General features: G+C 59.9%; 19 protein-coding genes and 1 riboswitch. Of the genes, 13 read left to right on the forward strand and 6 right to left on the reverse strand.

Features of this window, described 5'->3' with window-relative positions:
* Positions 1 to 573: 573 nt before the first annotated feature.
* From AC1DXO_RS23235 to AC1DXO_RS23245, 3 genes are all read right to left on the reverse strand, one after another.
* Positions 574 to 1557, reverse strand: coding sequence for a CPBP family intramembrane glutamic endopeptidase (locus AC1DXO_RS23235; protein WP_476980587.1), 984 nt, complete (start codon positions 1555 to 1557; stop codon positions 574 to 576).
* A gap of 65 nt (positions 1558 to 1622) precedes the next feature.
* On the reverse strand, positions 1623 to 2774 hold the full coding sequence (locus AC1DXO_RS23240) for a tetratricopeptide repeat protein (RefSeq protein WP_476980588.1): 1152 nt from the start codon (positions 2772 to 2774) through the stop codon (positions 1623 to 1625).
* Positions 2775 to 2834: 60 nt separating this feature from the next.
* The gene (locus AC1DXO_RS23245) at positions 2835 to 3638 is read right to left on the reverse strand and encodes an RNA methyltransferase (RefSeq protein WP_476980589.1); all 804 of its coding nucleotides are present in this window, start codon (positions 3636 to 3638) and stop codon (positions 2835 to 2837) included.
* Between the two features lie 150 nt (positions 3639 to 3788).
* Here AC1DXO_RS23245 and AC1DXO_RS23250 point away from each other — a divergent pair, with 150 nt between their 5' ends.
* The 3 genes from AC1DXO_RS23250 to AC1DXO_RS23260 all read left to right on the forward strand — a co-directional run bounded on the left by AC1DXO_RS23250 (position 3789) and on the right by AC1DXO_RS23260 (position 5195).
* Complete coding sequence (locus AC1DXO_RS23250; protein ID WP_476980590.1) at positions 3789 to 4268, forward strand: SRPBCC domain-containing protein; 480 nt, start codon at positions 3789 to 3791, stop codon at positions 4266 to 4268.
* Between the two features lie 124 nt (positions 4269 to 4392).
* On the forward strand, positions 4393 to 4857 hold the full coding sequence (locus AC1DXO_RS23255; protein WP_476980591.1) for an SRPBCC family protein: 465 nt from the start codon (positions 4393 to 4395) through the stop codon (positions 4855 to 4857).
* Positions 4854 to 5195, forward strand: a complete 342-nt coding sequence (locus AC1DXO_RS23260; RefSeq protein ID WP_476980592.1) for an ArsR/SmtB family transcription factor — start codon at positions 4854 to 4856, stop codon at positions 5193 to 5195. Before AC1DXO_RS23255 ends, AC1DXO_RS23260 begins: the two co-directional genes overlap by 4 nt.
* Here AC1DXO_RS23260 and AC1DXO_RS23265 read toward each other — a convergent pair.
* Positions 5189 to 6910, reverse strand: a complete 1722-nt coding sequence (locus AC1DXO_RS23265; RefSeq protein ID WP_476980593.1) for a gamma-glutamyltransferase — start codon at positions 6908 to 6910, stop codon at positions 5189 to 5191. The genes AC1DXO_RS23260 and AC1DXO_RS23265 overlap by 7 nt on opposite strands.
* A 177-nt stretch (positions 6911 to 7087) precedes the next feature.
* On the opposite strand from AC1DXO_RS23265, the gene AC1DXO_RS23270 reads away from it, so the two are divergent.
* The 3 genes from AC1DXO_RS23270 (at position 7088) to AC1DXO_RS23280 (ending at position 10579) form a co-directional block, all read left to right on the forward strand.
* A complete protein-coding gene (locus tag AC1DXO_RS23270; RefSeq protein WP_476980594.1) occupies positions 7088 to 8302 on the forward strand; it encodes an NADP-dependent isocitrate dehydrogenase in 1215 nt (404 codons plus the stop codon).
* 62 nt (positions 8303 to 8364) lie between these two features.
* Complete coding sequence (locus tag AC1DXO_RS23275; protein ID WP_476980595.1) at positions 8365 to 9492, forward strand: SGNH/GDSL hydrolase family protein; 1128 nt, start codon at positions 8365 to 8367, stop codon at positions 9490 to 9492.
* Position 9493: 1 nt separating this feature from the next.
* On the forward strand, positions 9494 to 10579 hold the full coding sequence (locus AC1DXO_RS23280; protein WP_476980596.1) for an SGNH/GDSL hydrolase family protein: 1086 nt from the start codon (positions 9494 to 9496) through the stop codon (positions 10577 to 10579).
* 21 nt (positions 10580 to 10600) lie between these two features.
* Here AC1DXO_RS23280 and AC1DXO_RS23285 read toward each other — a convergent pair whose 3' ends face one another.
* The gene (locus AC1DXO_RS23285; RefSeq protein WP_476980597.1) at positions 10601 to 11653 is read right to left on the reverse strand and encodes a Glu/Leu/Phe/Val dehydrogenase dimerization domain-containing protein; all 1053 of its coding nucleotides are present in this window, start codon (positions 11651 to 11653) and stop codon (positions 10601 to 10603) included.
* A gap of 112 nt (positions 11654 to 11765) precedes the next feature.
* Between AC1DXO_RS23285 and AC1DXO_RS23290 the strand changes: the two genes are divergently transcribed.
* The 5 genes from AC1DXO_RS23290 to AC1DXO_RS23310 all read left to right on the forward strand — a co-directional run bounded on the left by AC1DXO_RS23290 (position 11766) and on the right by AC1DXO_RS23310 (position 15641).
* The gene (locus AC1DXO_RS23290) at positions 11766 to 12221 is read left to right on the forward strand and encodes an Lrp/AsnC family transcriptional regulator (RefSeq protein WP_476980598.1); all 456 of its coding nucleotides are present in this window, start codon (positions 11766 to 11768) and stop codon (positions 12219 to 12221) included.
* A gap of 28 nt (positions 12222 to 12249) precedes the next feature.
* A complete protein-coding gene (locus AC1DXO_RS23295; protein WP_476980599.1) occupies positions 12250 to 12417 on the forward strand; it encodes a hypothetical protein in 168 nt (55 codons plus the stop codon).
* A 12-nt stretch (positions 12418 to 12429) separates the two neighbouring features.
* Positions 12430 to 13494 (forward strand): zinc-binding metallopeptidase family protein, encoded by a 1065-nt coding sequence (locus AC1DXO_RS23300; RefSeq protein ID WP_476980600.1) that lies wholly within the window; start codon positions 12430 to 12432, stop codon positions 13492 to 13494.
* A 346-nt stretch (positions 13495 to 13840) separates the two neighbouring features.
* A complete protein-coding gene (locus tag AC1DXO_RS23305; protein ID WP_476980601.1) occupies positions 13841 to 14914 on the forward strand; it encodes an SGNH/GDSL hydrolase family protein in 1074 nt (357 codons plus the stop codon).
* A gap of 106 nt (positions 14915 to 15020) precedes the next feature.
* Entirely contained in the window at positions 15021 to 15641 is a 621-nt protein-coding gene (locus AC1DXO_RS23310) for a DUF2939 domain-containing protein (RefSeq protein ID WP_476980602.1), read from the forward strand.
* Here the strand turns inward: AC1DXO_RS23310 and AC1DXO_RS23315 are convergent.
* Positions 15638 to 16012 carry a hypothetical protein gene (locus AC1DXO_RS23315; protein ID WP_476980603.1) on the reverse strand — a complete coding sequence of 125 codons (375 nt, stop codon included), beginning with the start codon at positions 16010 to 16012 and terminating at the stop codon, positions 15638 to 15640. The two genes, AC1DXO_RS23310 and AC1DXO_RS23315, sit on opposite strands and share 4 nt — an antisense overlap.
* Before the next feature lie 281 nt (positions 16013 to 16293).
* Here AC1DXO_RS23315 and AC1DXO_RS23320 point away from each other — a divergent pair, with 281 nt between their 5' ends.
* Positions 16294 to 17220, forward strand: a complete 927-nt coding sequence (locus tag AC1DXO_RS23320; RefSeq protein WP_476980604.1) for an AEC family transporter — start codon at positions 16294 to 16296, stop codon at positions 17218 to 17220.
* Positions 17221 to 17239: 19 nt separating this feature from the next.
* A riboswitch (yybP-ykoY riboswitch) is annotated at positions 17240 to 17403 on the forward strand.
* An 11-nt stretch (positions 17404 to 17414) separates the two neighbouring features.
* On the forward strand, positions 17415 to 17993 hold the full coding sequence (locus AC1DXO_RS23325; RefSeq protein ID WP_476980605.1) for a TMEM165/GDT1 family protein: 579 nt from the start codon (positions 17415 to 17417) through the stop codon (positions 17991 to 17993).
* The last annotated feature ends 22 nt before the right edge of the window (positions 17994 to 18015 follow it).

Here is an 18015-nt window from a genome sequence, read left to right on the forward strand (position 1 = left end):
CGCTCTGAGCCAGGATCAAACTCTCAGGTTGGTTTGACACTTAAACTCAGTCATTTCTTCAAATCACTGCGTAAGTTTACGTTCATTAACGAGTTCCCACACGACATTCTAACCGAAGTCAAAATGTCGAATGGTTGTCTATTAAAGAGACCGCAAACATCAAGTGTCATAAGTAGGCTATCTCAAGCCTACGCCAGAACACCGCCGCCTGCGTTTCTCTTTCCAATATATACAATGTCAAAGACCGAAATTCGATTTCCGTGAAACCGAACCGTAGAATTTAGTCACCGGAAGCGGCTAGCGCCACCAGTGGAAAACCTTAACCCGTTTTCGTGGGGAGCGGCGCTTATACCGCTTATTTTTTTCGTGTCAAGCAATTCTTTTTAAAAAGTTTTTCGATTTTCTTTTCAAAAGTCTTGCCGTCAGCGAACCGTCTTAACAGGCCCTTGTATTCACTGCTTTTTGCTTCGGTTGGAAGCGGAAGCGGCGAGGCCGTCTCGTCGGGAGACGCGCTTTTAGGCGGGGGCTAAGGGCAAGTCAACAACCCTTTTGCGCTTTTTTCAGATAATTTGGTTATGCCTCGGATTCGGTCTTTTGCGGGGCTCCAAAGCTGTCACCAGGCTTCATTGCGCCTTTACGAACCAGCCAGGCAATACCGCCCCCCAGGATAAGCGTCGTAACAACGCTGCCCTCCGGCCCCCACGGTCCGCCCGTCAGCCACCAGGCCGCACCGGGCTTGTCCATCAGGTCGACCAGCAAGGGTTTGACGCTGAGATGCAGGCCACTGACCTCGAGGCCGAATCCCAGCCCCAGTAGCCAGTTCCACGCCGCATGCCAGCCACAGACTCCCCATAGCGAGCGTTCATTCAGCGCATAGAGGCTGATAAAGACGCCAAACAGGGCGACATTCGCTACGCCGGTGAGATTTCCCCAGGACGGCGGAATCAGAAATAGATTGAACAGGTGCAGTGCCCCGAAGACCACCGAGTTGATTCCCACGGCCCACGCTATGCCGTGGCGCGACGCCACGATCTGCATTAGCCAGCCGCGCATCCATACCTCTTCGCTCGAACCCTGGACGACGAACATCACCATATAGCTGAGAATCGGCAACAGACCGGCGGCGGTTGGCAAGGCCAGGAAGCCCGCCCCTTCGACCTTGTATCCCCCCAAGGCCCAGATGGCGCCAACGACGGCGACCAGAAAGCCACCACCGATCAGATAGCCCCGGGCGAATCGCATCAGCGGCTTGGCGTTAAAGCCAATGGCGTCGGGCCTGCGCCGTTCGAAATACCGTACCCAGACCAGGATGAGGCCTATGGCGAGAACGTAGTTCAGTATATCAGCCACCATGGACGGCGGCGGTGGACCGACCTTGGGTTTAGGCAGATGGTGGGCCGCCGCCTCGGCGAAGGCCTGAAAGACCGTGATCAGATAGGGAATCTGGACGACGATCTGAGCCACCAGGACAAAGACAAAGCCCAGCACGATCACCATGGCCGTCCAGGTCCGCCGGTGCGTCGCTGCGCGCGGCGCGTAGAGTTCAAAGCCCGCCATGATCCTGCCCTCTTCCAATAGGTATCAGGAGGTTTTCACACGTGCGGGGTTTGCGCAAGCAACAGTTACGCAGGCGATTCCCACTGCAGAGTGACGCAGAAGACGGTGTTGGCTGTCGGGCGTCGGTCGCCGTCCTGATCCGCCGCCACCAGCTTGCCATCGAACAGGGCGGAGATCAGCCAGCCGAAACCGAAACCCAGTGGATATTCACGCTGGCGCAGGCAGACATCGACTTCATGGGCGGCATTGATATAGCAGTGGATGGTCGCGGTGCCGTTGACGCCGGGTGCAGGATAATAGTTGGCGAGGGTTTCGCTCGAGAACCAAAGATTGAAGGGTACAGTCCGCGTGCCCTTCTTGTCCGTTATGACTTCCGAAATCAGGCTCCTGCCATTGGCTAATGGGCTGACCCGCTCCAGAGGTTTCTGCGACGGTGGGGCAGCCGCCACCCAGGCCGCGGCATGGGCATTGCCGCGCCTTGCCGCATTGACATAGAGCCAATAGGCCTCATGTGGATCGGCAGGACCACCCTGCCCGGTTTCCGCCATGACGGCCAGATGATCCATGGCATCGACCGAGCCCAGGAAGACAGCGTGACGGAACCATTTGCGCGCCGCCTCCGGCAGGTTGAGGCGCAGGGCATGGCGTCCGAGGGCATCCATGGACTCGCCACTGCCAAGCTTGCCGGCCTCGTAATAGATGGTCGCCGCCATATCCATATCTACCGGGCCGCTAATGCCGTGTTCGAAGTCATAGCCGCCACCGAATAGACCGGCCAGATCCCTGGCACCCAGGGCGTTGCAATAGCCCATGCCCTTGGACACATTGACCGGGCGGTTCTGGCCCAGAAGATACGCGACGCACATCTTCTGGCGGCCGGTACGGTTGGCGCGGTCGGCCAGTTTTTCATATATATCGTAGGCGGCGGGCATATCGATGCCACCATCCATATCGCCCTGCTCAAGGAGTGCAGCGAGATCAAGTTGCGCATCGAGCCTGCCGCGCTCTGCTAACTTGGTCAGTTTTTGCCGATAGGCGGCCTTCTTTGCAAGCTGAGTGTCATACTCCCCCTGATCGAAAGCCTCACCTCCTGGCGCAGGAACATCCTGGCTGCCGGTGCCGTCAAATGGCGGCAGCGCCCCTGTCTGGGCGGTCGCCGGCGATACGGACATACATGTGAGAACGACGTAAGCCGCCGTACACCATAACCACTTCATCCTGATAGCCTCCCCCGCGATCGAAGTGCCATAGAAGCACGCTCACCGCTGTCGAGCAAGTCAATCGGGAGCAGCGCGCTTGGCGAGTTTGGCCAGGACCTTGCCGCGGCCGCGGGTCAGGGCCGTGACCACGCCGCGCCACGTACGGATTTCCTGCTCGGTCATGCGCGCCCGGTTGAGCGTTACGCGCAGATTACGGACCATCGAGTCCTTCTTTTCCGGCGGAAAGAAGAAGCCGGCGTTTTCCAGCTCATCCTCAAGATGGCCATACAGGCCGTGCAGGTGCTTCAGGTCGGCGGGTTCGTCCATATTCTGCGTGAAGGCGGCCTTGGGCGCGTCCATGACCTGTAGGCGCCACTCATACAGTATAATATTGACCGCCTGGGCGAGGTTGAGGCTCTGGAAATAGGAATCGACTGGAATGGTGACGATGGCGTGGCACAGCGCTATGTCCTGGGTTTCCAGCCCGGCGCGTTCGGCGCCGAATAACAGCCCAGTCTTTTCGTGTGTCTGCGCCGCGCCGTAAACCTGGGCCGCTGTCTGGCGCGGGGTGATGACAGGCAGGTGGACTTCGCGGTTGCGCGCGGTCGTGGCATAGACCGTTTTCAGGTCAGCGACCGCGTCAGCCACGGTCTCGAAAACCTTCGCCTGGTCGAGTGGCCAGTTGGCGCCCGACGACATGGCCCAGGCACGTTCCTGCGGCCACCCGTCGCGCGGCGCCACCAGACGGAGTTCCTGCAGGCCGAAATTGGCCATCACCCGCGCCACGGCGCCGACATTTTCAGCCAGTTGCGGCCGGTCGAGAATGACACAGGGCGCGGTCAGACCGGGATCGAGCGGCGGTGCGGGGCGGGCATCTTTCATGGCGGCGCTTATAGACATTGCCGCGCATTCGGCCAAGGCCGTTTCGGTTGGGGCTGCAACTCCAAAGCTTATTTAATTGTTTTGTGACGGTGATGGATTTAAAACGAAAGAAAAACGAAGCTTCAGCTTCAATAAGACAGGGAGTTGGCAATGGCGGAACCCATTGTGCACGAAACGTTCGTCGTGGAGCGCCACTACGACCATCCGATGAATCGCGTCTTCGCGGCCTTTGCGGACCCCAGCCAAAAACGCGCCTGGTATGCCGACAGCCGCGGCCATGATGTCGACGCCTTCGAAAGCGACTTCCGTATTGGCGGCGTCGACCGCTTTGTCTGCCGCCTCAGGGCCACGAGCCCGTTCCCAGGCCTGCAGATCGATACCAATGGACGCTATCTCGATATCGCGACAAACCAGCGCATTGTCATTGCTTCACGCACCAAGTTTGCCGGAGAGACCCGCTCGGCGTCACTTATGACCTTCGAATTCATTCCGGTCCGCGGCGGGGTCGACATGATCTATGGCCACCAGGGCGCCTTTTATGAGGGTTCCGATGGCGCGCAGGCGCGTGAAAAAAGCTGGCGAAAGCTGTTCGACCAATTGAGCGTATCCCTGAACCGCCACGCCGCCTGATAAGGTCTTCACGTCTGACCTGCCGTGCATTTTTCTGGCGGCACGATACTGAAGTTTTTACTTGACTATTTTTCGTCCCGAGCGGATACTGAAGTCATAACTTCACTATCGTAAGGAGGCTGATATGGCCGAGATACCCATTCACAACACCTTTGTCGTTGAACGTCATTATACCAAGCCGGTGGCCCGTGTTTTCGCTGCCTTTGCCGATCCGGCGCTCAAGCGGCGCTGGTACGCCGATGGCCGCGGCCATGAGGTCGACATTTATAATAGTGACTTCCGCATCGGCGGGTCGGAAAAGTTCGTCTGCCGCCTGGGTGAAGCAACGCCGATGCCCGGCCTGGTCATCGAGAATGATGGCCTCTATATCGCGATCGTGCCGGATGCACGCATCGTCATGACCTCAGCCATGAGCTTTGCCGGCAAGCTCGGCTCGGCATCTCTACTGACTTTTGAATTCATCGCGTCAGGCGACGGCACCGACCTGATCTGCACCCATCAGGGCGTGTTTTTCGAAGGTTCCGACGGCCCGCAGATGCGCGAACATGGCTGGCGAACCTTGCTCGAGCGCGTCGAGACCGCACTTTGAACAGTCAGGCGCCCGACATCGCCAGAATCTTCCACGCCCTGGGCGATCCGACGCGACGGACCATGGTCGAGCGTCTTGGCGAAGGCCCCCCGAATGGTGGCCCCATGTCGGTATCGCGCCTGGCTGAACCCTTCGGCATGACCCTGACAGCCGTCTCCCAGCATCTGGCGATTCTGGAGGCGGCCGGCCTGGTGACGACGGAGAAGATCGGGCGGACGCGAACGGTTCAGATCGGCCGGGCGGGATTTGCGGCTATGGAGCTGTGGCTGAAGGAGCGACGTACGCCGTGGGAGCGCAATCTCGATGCTTTGGGCGATCTGCTGGATGAGGATCAGTAACCCGCTGCCCGTCCCTCCAGCAACTGTTCAGGGGTAAAGCCGGTCAAGACGCCAGTGGCAGGATCGCGGACAATCATGACCAGCATGCCGGTGTCGATGTAGCCAGCCTGGGTCAGGGCCAGGCCGCGTGCCTTCATCTCCGCTACCGTCGCCGCGCTGAACCGCTTGTCGATCTGCGTGACGGACAGATCGGCTGTCATCTTGATCAGATCGAGCCCGTAACCGCCGAAGCGCGGCGTCAAGGCGATCTGTTCCGGGCTCCAGCCGAAATCCAACCGGCTGACCGTCAATTCGAAATCGGCCGGCCACAGCGACGCCGAGAATGTACTGGCCGCCAGTTCGAACTGGCCATCGCGGAAAGCCATCGACGCCGACAGTGGCTCGATAATGTAGCTGCCCGGTGGCGTGGTGTAGGCCTGGCCGTCGATGGCGGGATGCAAGGTCGCCGTATTGTTCAGAGGCACTCCGCCGACAAAGATGCCGGTACCGAACGGCAGGGATTCAATTGTGTGGGTTCCGCTGACCACATTGCCATCACTGTCGGCAACCACGACGCTGTAGCTGTGTGACCCTTCGGGCGGCAAAGGTGTCCGATCGATCCGCGCCGTTACGTCCTGCCACAGACCGTCCGACTGAGGGCCGTCGAGCAAGGCCTGTCCAGCGGCCGGGTCATCATAGAAGGTCTGGGCGGCCAGCGGTGTGACTGTATTCACCGCCCGACTGATACGAATCATGGTCTCCAGACCGTCGGCGGACTGGGCGTAGTGGCCGAGTTTTTGAACGTCGGCGTGGCCCAGGGTTTCCAGCGCCAGCAACAGCCGCTCACCACCGCTGTTATGACCATTCAGCGCGTAGATATCGTGGCCGCGGTAGATTGTACGTAAAGGCGTGGTCCATTCGGGACGGTAGACCGACAGGTCGTCCAGGCTGGCGCCGCCGCCCTCCTCTTTTACTGCCGCCACAAAATCGTGCGCCCAGGCGCCCTTATACATATAGTCCGCCCCCTGATCTGCGACATCTTGCAGCGTATCGGCCAAGGCCGGCAGTTTCAGCGTGTCACCATGGGTCAGGGGCGTGCCATCGCTATGGAAGTAGGTGGCGCGGCCATAGCCGGAATGTTTCACGGTCGCCTGAAATCCGGACAGAATGGCGGCATACATGTAGTCGACCGTGAATCCATCACGTGCCAGTCCGACGGCCGGCATGACCAGATCGCGCCACGGCAGCCGGCCATATTTTCCGTGCAGGGCTTCCAGGCCGGCAACAGCGCCGGGGACCAAAACCTGACGGCCAACGGCCGTGTCACCGACGTGATATTGCGCCGCCGCATCCTGCACCGTCTTCAAAGGCGCGGTCAGGCTGTCAAGCTTGTGCGTCCCGGCATCATAGATCAGGACACCCAGCGGTCCCGCCGGGCTGCTGGCGCCCGGAGTCTGGACGTAATCGGCAAAGGTGATGGCGATGAAGGCGTCGGCCGCGCTGCCGCCTTTCCGGAGAATGTCCAATCCGATCGCGACCGAGCGATCATGGCACGCCGCCACCATCGCTTGGGCGGCCTGCCCTTGGGTCCCCACCTTGCCGGCATATTGTTGCGACAGTTGCTGGGCCTCTGCCGTCTCAGTGCCCCAGAAGGTTCCCGAGGTGTTTTGCGCTATGGCCGACCCCGCCAAAAAGCCTGCTGCAAGGCAGGTGAAAAAAGTGTGTGACCTACGCATTGATGGGCTCCGCCTCAAAGTAACCTATGAGTTACATGTAACCTATAGGTATCACGAAGTCGAGTCGAATTTACCGATTTGCGCAGCGCGGCAATTCGTCTATACGGGGCGCGTTCGCGGCGGCTGTGACCCTGTGCGTCCTGCCGGCCAGCGCCCATTTGAAAGGACAATTCCGCAATGGCTAAAATCAAGGTGGCAAATCCCGTCGTCGACATCGACGGCGACGAAATGACCCGCATCATCTGGCAGATGATCAAGGACAAGCTGATCCATCCGTATCTCGACATCGACCTGCAATATTTCGATCTCGGCATGGAACATCGCGACGCCACCGACGACAAGGTCACGATCGATGCCGCCAACGCCATCAAGGCGTGCGGCGTCGGCGTCAAATGCGCCACCATCACGCCGGACGAAGCCCGGGTGAAGGAATTCGGCCTGAAGAAGATGTGGAAATCGCCCAACGGCACGATCCGCAACATCCTGGGCGGCGTCGTGTTCCGCGAACCCATCATCTGCAAGAACGTCCCGCGCCTGGTGCCCGGCTGGACCCAGCCGATCGTCGTCGGCCGTCACGCCTTTGGCGACCAGTACAAGGCGACCGACTTCCTGGTGCCGGGCAAGGGCCGCCTGACGATCAAGTTCGAAGGCGACGACGGCCAGGTCATTGAGCACGAAGTGTTCCAGTTCCCGGGTTCGGGCGTCGCCATGGGCATGTACAACCTGGATGAATCGATCCGCGAATTCGCCCGTGCCTCGCTGGCCTATGGCCTGGCGCGCAACTATCCGGTCTACCTGTCGACCAAGAACACCATCCTGAAGGCCTATGACGGTCGCTTCAAGGACATCTTCGCCGAAATCTATGCCGCCGAGTTCGAAACCGCCTTCAAGGCCGCCGGCCTGGTCTACGAACACCGCCTGATCGACGACCTGGTCGCTTCCGCCCTGAAGTGGAGCGGTGGTTTCGTCTGGGCTTGCAAAAACTACGACGGCGACGTCCAGTCCGACATGGTCGCCCAGGGCTACGGGAGCCTAGGCCTGATGACCTCGGCCCTGGTCACGCCCGACGGCAAGATCATGGAAGCCGAAGCGGCGCACGGCACGGTCACGCGCCATTTCCGCCAGCACCAGAAGGGCGAAGCGACCTCGACCAATTCGATGGCTTCGATCTTTGCCTGGACGCAAGGCCTGAAGCACCGCGCCAAGCTGGATGGCAATGACGAGCTGAAGCGCTTTGCCGAGACCCTGGAAAAGGTCTGTATCGACACGGTCGAAGCCGGCGCCATGACCAAGGACCTGGCCCTTCTGGTCGGCGACAAGCAAGGCTGGTTGACGACGGAAGGTTTCCTCGACAAGATCAGCGAGAACCTCACCAAGGCGTTGGCGGCGTAAGTCAGCTTCGTTTTGAACATAACAAGCCGTTTTCAGGCGTTGAGGGGATGGGAGCAGACCCGATGCGATTGAAAGCGGCTTTTTTATTGGGCGCCCTGTTGGCAGGCCCGGCCACGGCGCAGACCGTGACCGTCAAGCCCCTGTCAGACTCAGCCCCGCCCGCAGCAGCACTTTCCGTCCATGTCGAGGGACGTGGGGCCCTGTCTGAAGACGGCCACAGTGCCGACTACAGCTGGCCATTGAGCGGAGCGGGAGCCTTGTTTTCCGGCGACGAGGTGACGTTTCGTATCGATGATACGCCTGGCCGGCTAAGCATCATCATCGACGACAAACCGGTCGGCGACCTGGCCCATCCCGGTAAGGCCGAGGTGACAGTTCGCGACATTCCACCGGCGCCAGATTGGACTTGGACACCCGGCGGCCACTATATAAAAATTATCAAATACAATGAGAGCCTTGGTGCGACAGGCCACATCATTGGTATCTATGGCAAAACCTATTTCGCGCCGCCCATGGCTTCCAACCTTGACCTGGAAGTCATCGGCGATTCCTGGACGGCCGGCTATGGCAACATCTCTGATTCACATTTCTGCTCGGCCCAAAAGCTCAGCGATACCACCGACGCGCGCCAGACCTGGGGCGCGTTCGTCGCCCGCGACCTGCGCCTCGACCTGTTCATGACGGCCTATTCCGGTATCGGCATCGTTCGCAACTACGATGGCACCGCCCCAGGCCATACCATGCCGGCCATCTACAACGATGCCACCTTTAGCGACAAACGGCCCAATGATGTAAATCGCTGGTTCAGCCCAGCCTTGATCATCATCTCGCTGGGTGGCAACGATTTCGAGACCGCGCTGAGTGAAAACGAAAAGTGGCAAACCAAGGACGCCCTGCGCGCTGATTTCGTCGCCACGTATGAAGCTTTTCTACGTGATCTGCGCCGACAATATCCCAAAGTCGGTCTGGTCTTGATGAACTATGGCGAGGACGAGGTCGTCGCCGCCACGGCGAAGATCATCGCCCAATTGAACAGCGAGGGCGAAAACCATATCGCCACCTATACCGCCGCCGGCCCGTTCGAACAGACGGGCTGCGACTGGCATCTTAATGTCAACGACTACAACAAGATTGCCGCCGGATTGACGGACTGGCTCCGCCAGCATCCCGACCTGTGGCATAGGAGATAATATGCGTAATTGCCTGATAATCAGTACCGCCCTGACCCTGCTGGCCGGCCCTGTTGCTGCCCAGGATCTGGTGCCCCTGCCCATGCATGTCGGCGGCCGCGTCTTTCCGCAGTCACCTCCGTCGCAAGGCTATATCCATCAGTGGCCGGGCACCTATTTCGAGGCGCGTTTCAAGGGCACATCAGTGACCTTGCGCCTAAAGGACACGATCAATATCCTCGATATCTGGATCGACGGTCAGAAGGTCGATACCGAGAATCGGCCCGGCGAAGGCGATATCGAGCTAGGACCACTAAAGGCCGGCGAACATACCGTCCGTGTCGAAAAGCTGACCGAAGTGGCCTGGACCTCGGCAGAGTTCAACGGCTTTTTCGTCCCGTCGGCCGCCAATGTTCTTCCGGCGCCGGCGGACCGGCCGCGGGCCATCGAATTCATCGGTGACTCCTATACCGCCGGCTACGGCAATACCTCACCAAAACACGAATGCCCGGGCGAGGAAATCTGGGCCACGACCAATACCCAGCTGGCCTTCGGGCCGCTGACGGCCAAGCATTACAATGCCGATTACCGCATCAACGCCATTTCCGGCCGCGGCATTATCCGCAACTATAATGGTAGCGACGGCCTGCACCTGCCCCAGGCCTATGCGTTCGATGTCAATCAGGACGGCAAGACCCTGACGCGGAACAATGACAGCTGGGCGCCGCAGATCATTGTCATCGGCCTGGGCACCAATGACTTTTCAACGCCGCTCAATCCCGGCGAAACCTGGAAGACGCGCGACGAAGAGCACGCCGATTACGAGGCGACCTATATCAAATTCGTCCAGAACCTGCGGGCCAAGAATCCTGGCGCCTATTTTATCCTCATGGCGACGGACCAGGTGGATGGGGAGATCCAGTCCGAGGTCAAAAAGGTGATGGCAGGCTTGCAGGCCAAGGGCGAGAGCCGTGTCGCCTTCTTACCCATGAATTCCTTAAGTTTCGGCGGCTGTGACTGGCATCCGACAACGACGGACGACAAGACGGTCAGTAACATACTGGTCACCTTCATCGACTCTCATCCGGAGCTGTGGCAGGGGAAATAGCCCTAACGGCCGTGATGGGGGCTATTGCTCCGTCAACAGATCTTCGGCGGCTCGTAGCGCGACACTATGCATGGATACGCCCTCTCGATCGGCTTCGTCGAACAGGCGTCCGGTCCGCTCGCCGATGGCCCTGAGCCTCTGGTCGATCGGCTCCGGGGGCGGAGGCGCCCGCCCAGGCATGCGGGATATCTCTTCGGCGGCGCCGACAATGCCGCCGGCGCTAACGAGGAAATCAGGCGCCCAGATCACGCCATTCCGCATTAGGCGGTCTGCGAGGCTGGCATCGGTCAATTGATTGTTTGCCGCGCCGATGACCGCCCGCGCCCTGATCTCGTTGACATTGCCGTCGTGGATGACGCCGCCCAGGGCGCATGGCGCCCAGATGTCGAGGTCCTCGGCATGAATCGTTCCGGTCGCCACCGCCTTGGCATCCAATTCGCTGACGGCACGGCCTACCTTTTTATCATCAATGTCGGCGACAACCAGGTCAGCGCCTGCCTCCGCCAGCATGCGCGCCAGACGGCTGCCAACGCCGCCAAGACCCTGGACCGCGACACGTCGACCGGCCAGGCCCATCCCGTCATTCCATAGGCGTGCCGAGATAGCGGAGATCGCGTGAAAGACGCCCTGCGCCGTATGCTCCCCGGGGTCGCCGGCGCCCTCGCTCGACGTACCGGCAACAAAAGGCGTCGTCTCCCTCAGGCGCTCGCAATCCTCGAGGGAGAAACCGACGTCTTCTCCCGTGGCGAAGATGTCGCCGATACGATTCAAGAAGGCGCCATAAGCGGCAAGCAATTCGGGTGATTTCGGCCCGGATCCTGTCGCCCGGATCACCGCCTTGCCGCCGCCCGACGGCAGACCGGCGAGCGCGCATTTATAGGACATGGCCCTTGATAGCCTCATGGCATCGGCCAAGGCGGCGGCGCCGTCGTCGTAGCGCAAGAAGCGCGTACCACCGATCGCCGGCCCCCGCACCGTGCTGTGAATGGCGACATATGCCTCCAGCCCCGTGGCTGGGTGGCGATGGGTGAAGATCGCTTCGTGATCTCCGTTGATGTTGTTTTCAAAAGCCATGTCAACTCCTCCGTGGAGGCGAATATGGCATAGAACCCATGTGCAGAAATTGCGAATTGAACTACAATGTGCTAGGTTTTTAGCATAGTATGCCACTTTGAGGTAAAGTCCCATGGACGCAATTGATCGCCGCATCCTGGCCACGCTGCAGGTCGAAGGCCGGCTTTCGAACCTCGAACTCGCCGATCGCGTCGGTCTGTCGCCGTCGCCGTGCCTCAGACGTGTCCGCCTGCTTGAGGAACGGGGTGTTATCGCCGGTTACGGTGCGCGGATCGATCGCCAGAAGGCAGGACTCGACCTGACCGCGTTCGTTTCGGTCCATCTCGATCGTCATGGAGAAGACAATGCCGAGCGATTTCGCAAACGGATGATGGAGATGCCCGAGGTTATTTCCTGCTACATCGTTTCGGGCGAGAGGGACTTCCTGCTCCAGGTCGTCACCTCCAGTTTCGAAACCTATCGGCGCTTCGTCCTGGACCGTCTGCTGAAGATCGAAGGCGTCAAGGACATCCACAGCAGCTTCGCGCTTGACGTCATCAAGGAAGGCGCCCCGCTCCCTGCGGCCTGATCCGGGTCGATGGCGAGATCAAGGGGTGATGGCCGGTTTGCAGGCGCAGGGGGAGAGCCACATCGCCTTCTTACCCATGAACGCCCTAAGTTTTACGGGCTGCGACTGGCATCCGACGACGACGGACGACAAGATGGTCAGTGAAATTCTCATGACCTTCATCGACTCTCATCCGGAGCTGTGGCAGGGGAAGTAGTTGAGGCCCTGTATGAAACTGTTCCGCTGCGACAATTGCGGCAATCCCATCCATTTCGAGAATCGCGTCTGCGTCAATTGCGGCTTCCGCCTGGGCTTTGTCCCGGAGGCCATGGGCATGTTCACGATCATGCCCCAGCCGGATAGCGGGTTGTGGCGGCGGGTCGATTCGCCGGCACTGGCCTATCGCTATTGCGATAACGCCGCGAAGGACATCTGCAACTGGCTTATTCCGGCCGGCAGCGACGAGCCGTTTTGCCAGGCCTGCCGCTATAACGGCCTGGTGCCGGACGCCGGCACGGATGACGGCCTGCGGCGGTGGCGGGCCATCGCCGAGGCGCAAAGACACCTGTTCTATTCCTTCCTGCGCTGGGACCTGCCGCGGCCTTCGCGCAAGGAGGACCCGCAAGGCGGATTGGTGTTCGACCTGAAGGACGACGAGATTCTGCCCGACGGTTCGTGCAAGCCGGTGCTGATCGGCCATGACGAGGGCCGCATCGTCATCCGTACGGCCGAGGCCGACGATCTGACGCGGGAACAGCAACGCGATGCGATGAAGGAGCCCTATCGCACCCTGCTCGGCCACTTCCGTCATGAGACGGGGCACTTTATCTGGAACCGCATGGTGCGTGACGCCGGCAAATGCGAAGATTTCCGCGTTGTTTTCGGCGACGAGCGCCAGGACTATTGCCAGGCATTGGAACGGCATTATCGCGACGGCGCGCCGCCGGGTTGGGGGGCGAGCTATATCAGCGAGTACGCCACGACCCATCCGTGGGAGGACTTTGCGGAGTGTTTCGCACATGTGCTGCACGTCGTCGATTCGCTGGAGACGGCGCATATCTACGGGATCGCCTTGGCGCCTATGTCGCATGGCGAGTTGTCGGCCTATGCCAATTTCGACCCCTATGCGGTGACCGATTTCGAGCGCATTGCCGAGGTGTGGATTCCGTTGAGCGTGGCCTTGAACGCGATCCACCATTCGATGGGCGAGCGCGATCTGTATCCGTTTATTCTGTCGCCGGCGATCAAGGCGAAGCTGGGTTACGTCCACAAACTGATCACCCGCCAAATCTGACAGCTTTCGGGTCAAGGGAGCTTGCTCCCTTGTCGCCGAAGGCTCTTGGATTGGTTGGATTGACCGTTGGCAGCCCAAGATTAGGTTTTGGGTCCACCGATTACACCGATTACACCGATTACACCGATTTTCGGCGTGTAGCCCGCCGCTGACTGCGCTGCTGGAAAGTCTCCGAGGATCGCTTCGCGATCGATGCCCAGTCCTCGTTAACACTATGAAAAATCTGCGTAATCTGTGTAATCGGTGGATCCCTCCACTTACCTACCGTCCGTCTTGACGAAGACGGCTTGTGTTTTAACGTCGTCGGACGTTAGATCGCGCCAACGATATATAGGGAGCCACCACCGTGAAGACAGCTTTCGCCGTGACCGCTACACTGTTGGCGCTGGCCACATCCGCCTGTGCTGCCGAGACCAAGCTGTATCCCCTGCCCGTCCATGTCGGCGGCAAGGTAGCGATGGATGGTCACGACTACGTCTACCAATGGCCGGGCGTCTATTTCGAGAGCCGCTTTCACGGCACCCAGGCCGCCGTCATGTTCGAAGACGACAAGGCCAATTACAACCTGATCCTCGACGGCAAGCTGATGGCCATCGTGCTGCGGCCCGGCAATAACCCGTGGAACATCACCACGACCGATGGCGACCACACCATCCGCGTCGAAAAGCGCTCCGAGACCCAATATGACACCGGACGCTTCGGTGGATTTTACGTGCCTGACAAGGCCGAAGCGCTGCCCGCCCCAACCTACAAACGCGAGGTCGAATTCATCGGCGATTCCCTGACCGTCGGTTATGGCAATACCTCGCAATATACCCAGTGCAGCAAGGAAGAGATCTTCCAGACCACCGATGCCCAGCAGGGTTTCGGCCCGATCATCGCCAAACACTATAATGCCGATTACCAGATCAACGCCTTTTCCGGCCTCGGCATGGTCCGCAACTACGGCGGCTTCGAACATCCGAAATACCACATGCCGATGCTGTACCCGCGCGCCGTCTTCGACGACGCCGCGCCGGCGCCGCGCACCGACTGGCAGCCCCAGGTTATAGTCATCGGCATCGGCGGCAACGATTTCTCGACGCCCGTAGGTGCGACCGAGCCGTGGAAGGACGAGGCCGCTTTGCAGGCTGACTACGAAAAGACCTACCTCGCCTTCGTCAAAAACATCCGCCAGGCCAACCCCAACGCTTTTATCGTCCTGACCTCACCCGATCGTGGCAATGGCTATACCAACGGCACGACGGCAGTCTATGAGGCGATGAAGGCGTCCGGCGAAAGTCGGATAGCCCGCCTGACCATTCCACCGACGCAAAGCGACGGCTGCAACGGGCATCCCAATACGCGCGACGATGCCAATATCGCCAATATGTTCATCGCCTGGTTCGATGCCCACCCCGAGGTCTGGTCGGGTAAGTAAGACACACCGGCAACCAAATACGCGAGACAGGGCGACAAGCTCACATTCCCGTGTTAAGTCTGGCCCGTGTTAGGCTTGGTTAACGCAAAACGCGGGGATGGTTCCGGTGGCGAGATTTCTAACGATAGTATTTCTGGTAGCCGTGGTCCTGGGCGGAGGCCTGTTCTACGCCGCGCCGATGATTACCTTCTACGATATCCGCAGTTCGGCCGAGTCCGAGGACGTCCAGTCCCTGGCCAAGCTGGTTGATTTCGACGCTGTGCGCACCAGCCTGAAGACGCAGTTGCTGGCCGGCAAGGAAGGCGTCGCCGCCCCTGCCCCTTCGGCCGTCAAGGATCCGATCGCGGCCACCGGCAATGTTCTGAAGGACGTCGCCAAGTCGGTCGGCAAGGCCTGGGACCAGGCGACCAATCCCAACGCGCCGAAAACACCGATCATCCCGTTGGTCGATGTCGACTCCTATCTCAAGCCGAAATCCCTGCTGGCCCTGACCTATGGCGCCGGTATTGACGCGCCGAAATATGATCCCGCGGACCATCCGGGTAAGCCGCCCATGCCGAAGATCGCTTTCTTCAGCCTGGAGCACGCCCGTTTGACGGTCGATGATGGCGAACACGGTGCGACGACCTTTACCTTCGAACGTCACGGCCTGGTCCACTGGCAACTGACCCATATCGGCCTGCCCAAGGCCGGCGACGAAAACGCCGAGTCGTCTCCAGCGGGTTAAGCGATCAACCGCGATGCCGTCGCTTTATCGACGGCGATCCACGCCACGCCATTGCCAAAAATCATCAATCCGTTCGCGGTCTTCGTGCCAGCGACCATTTGCACGGCTTCGCGCCACGTCATACCGGCGAACGGCCTCGCCAGTCTGGGATTGTCTTTCGCCGTAAAAAGGGCAACGGCCTTCCAACCCGGCTTGAGTTCGTATAGGGCGGTCGACATGCCCGCCGCCGGTCCGCCCTCCGGCGTAATGACCGACTTAGTCGTTATGTTGAAAAACACCTCAGTCCCGTCCAGGGCCGCAAAGACACGGGCATAGTCGGCCTCAGCCTTGCTGGCCGCGGCCTGCCCGATCAGTTGGTCCAGTTCCGTCATCTGTTTTCCTCGTCAGGTCTCGTTGAGGCTGCAACCTAGCGGGCAAATGCGCGACAGGAAAGCGCGAACCTTCGACAACGTCCGCACATCGCTGCACGCAACCAGCCACCACTGACCGAATTTTTCGCAACACCGACGCACGGGCTGTTGTATAACGACGGCGTAACCACAAGGGGGGAGAACGCGCGCAATGAAACCCGTGGGGCAGAACACTATCCTGGCCCGCCTGACGCGCATTCACACGTCAGAACTCGATAACCTGCCGTACAGTTAGGCGGATCATGCTCGATACTCTCGCCCGGGTCGTCATTTTCTTTGGCTTCATTGCGGTCGGCGCTTTGCTGGCCCGGCTGGGTCGGCTGTCGCGCGAAGGGCTGGACGGTTTGTCGGCCTATTTTTACTGGCTGGGTTTTCCATGCTGGCTGGCCGTCAGCTTCTCGCAGCTCAGGGGGTTGGATTCCCATCACGCCGTGCTGTTTGCCGGCTATCTCGGCGCGATGATCACCGCCGGTGCCGTGGTTGTTGTGGCAACGCTGCTGATGAAGGCGCCGCGTGATTCGTCGGCTGCCGCCGGCATGGCCGGTTTCATCAATAATTCGGCCTTTCTGGGCGTGCCGATCAGTCTCAGCCTGTTCGGCCATGAAGCCGCACAACTCGGCCCGTTAGTTGTGGCAGCCGATTTCCTGGTCCTGTTCAGCCTGGGTTGCGCCGCCATCGCCAAGGCGTCAGGCCATACTTTCAAGGAAGCCCTGATTCGTACGGCGAAAAACCCGACCGTTATCGGCGCCCTGATCGGCGTCCTGCTGCTCATCACCGGCAATCGCTTTGCGCCACCGATCGAAACTGCGCTCGATTTGATGGGGCGATCCGGGCCGCCGGTCGCCCTCGTGGCACTGGGCGGAATGCTGGGTTTGATGCCATGGCGCAATCTGGCCGGTTTTGATCCGATCAGCCTGACTGCCATCGTGGGCAAGACGCTATTGGCCCCGGCCCTCGTCGCCCTGGTGCTGTGGTTGCTCCAGGCCGATTCCCTGACCTTCAAGGTCTGCGTCTTACTGGCCGCCACACCGACTGCCGTCAGCGTCTTTATCCAGGCCAAGATCTACGATGTCTGGTTCGAAGGCGCCGCCAAGACGGTGGCGCAATCGACCGTGTTCGGCTTGATCACCCTGTCGGTCCTGGCGGTCGTCTTGACGCACCTGCGATAAGGACCTATAGCCAAGCCATCCTTCAGGGGAGTAGCCGCGCTGGTTCACCAGCGGCTGTCGTCAACATACTTGCCGGGCATCGGCATGGCGTCAGCATATTAAGGCAAGACCTGCGGTGTGTTTCGTGCCTTACGATCAGGCGGCGCGATGACATGCCGTATGTTGTCCTTGCCTGATCAGATTGCAGTTTTCCGTTGTTACATCTGTCCTGGGACGCTTTCCTCCATTCGACCCTGCTCGTCGCCATTAGTGAAATTGGCGACAAGACGCAGATTCTGGCCCTGATTCTGGCGGCGCGTTATCGTAAGCCCCTGTCGATCATCGCCGGCATCCTCGTTGCCACACTGGTCAATCATGCCCTGGCGGCGTTCGGCGGGACATTATTGATGCAAACCGGGCTCAAGGCCTGGATGCCGCTGATTCTCTCCATCTCGTTCATTGCCCTGGGCCTGTGGATTCTGATTCCCGATAAGGCCGATGACGATGACGCGCTGAAAAAGGACTATGGCGCCTTTGTCACCACCCTGGTCGCCTTCTTTTTGGCCGAGATGGGCGACAAGACACAGTTCGCCACCATCGCCCTGGCAGCCGAATATAACAGCCTGGTCGCCGTAGTGGCCGGTTCGACGCTCGGTATGATGATCGCCAATGTCCCGGCCGTGCTGTTCGGCGACAAGATCATGGCCTGGATTCCGCTGAAGTGGGTGCGAATCGTGGCCAGCGTGCTGTTTGTCGGCTTCGGCCTGTGGGGACTATATCAGTATCTGACGTAAATGTTCTTGATTTGTTCGCTTA

Source organism: Asticcacaulis sp. P2_C5 (genome assembly GCF_056404555.1).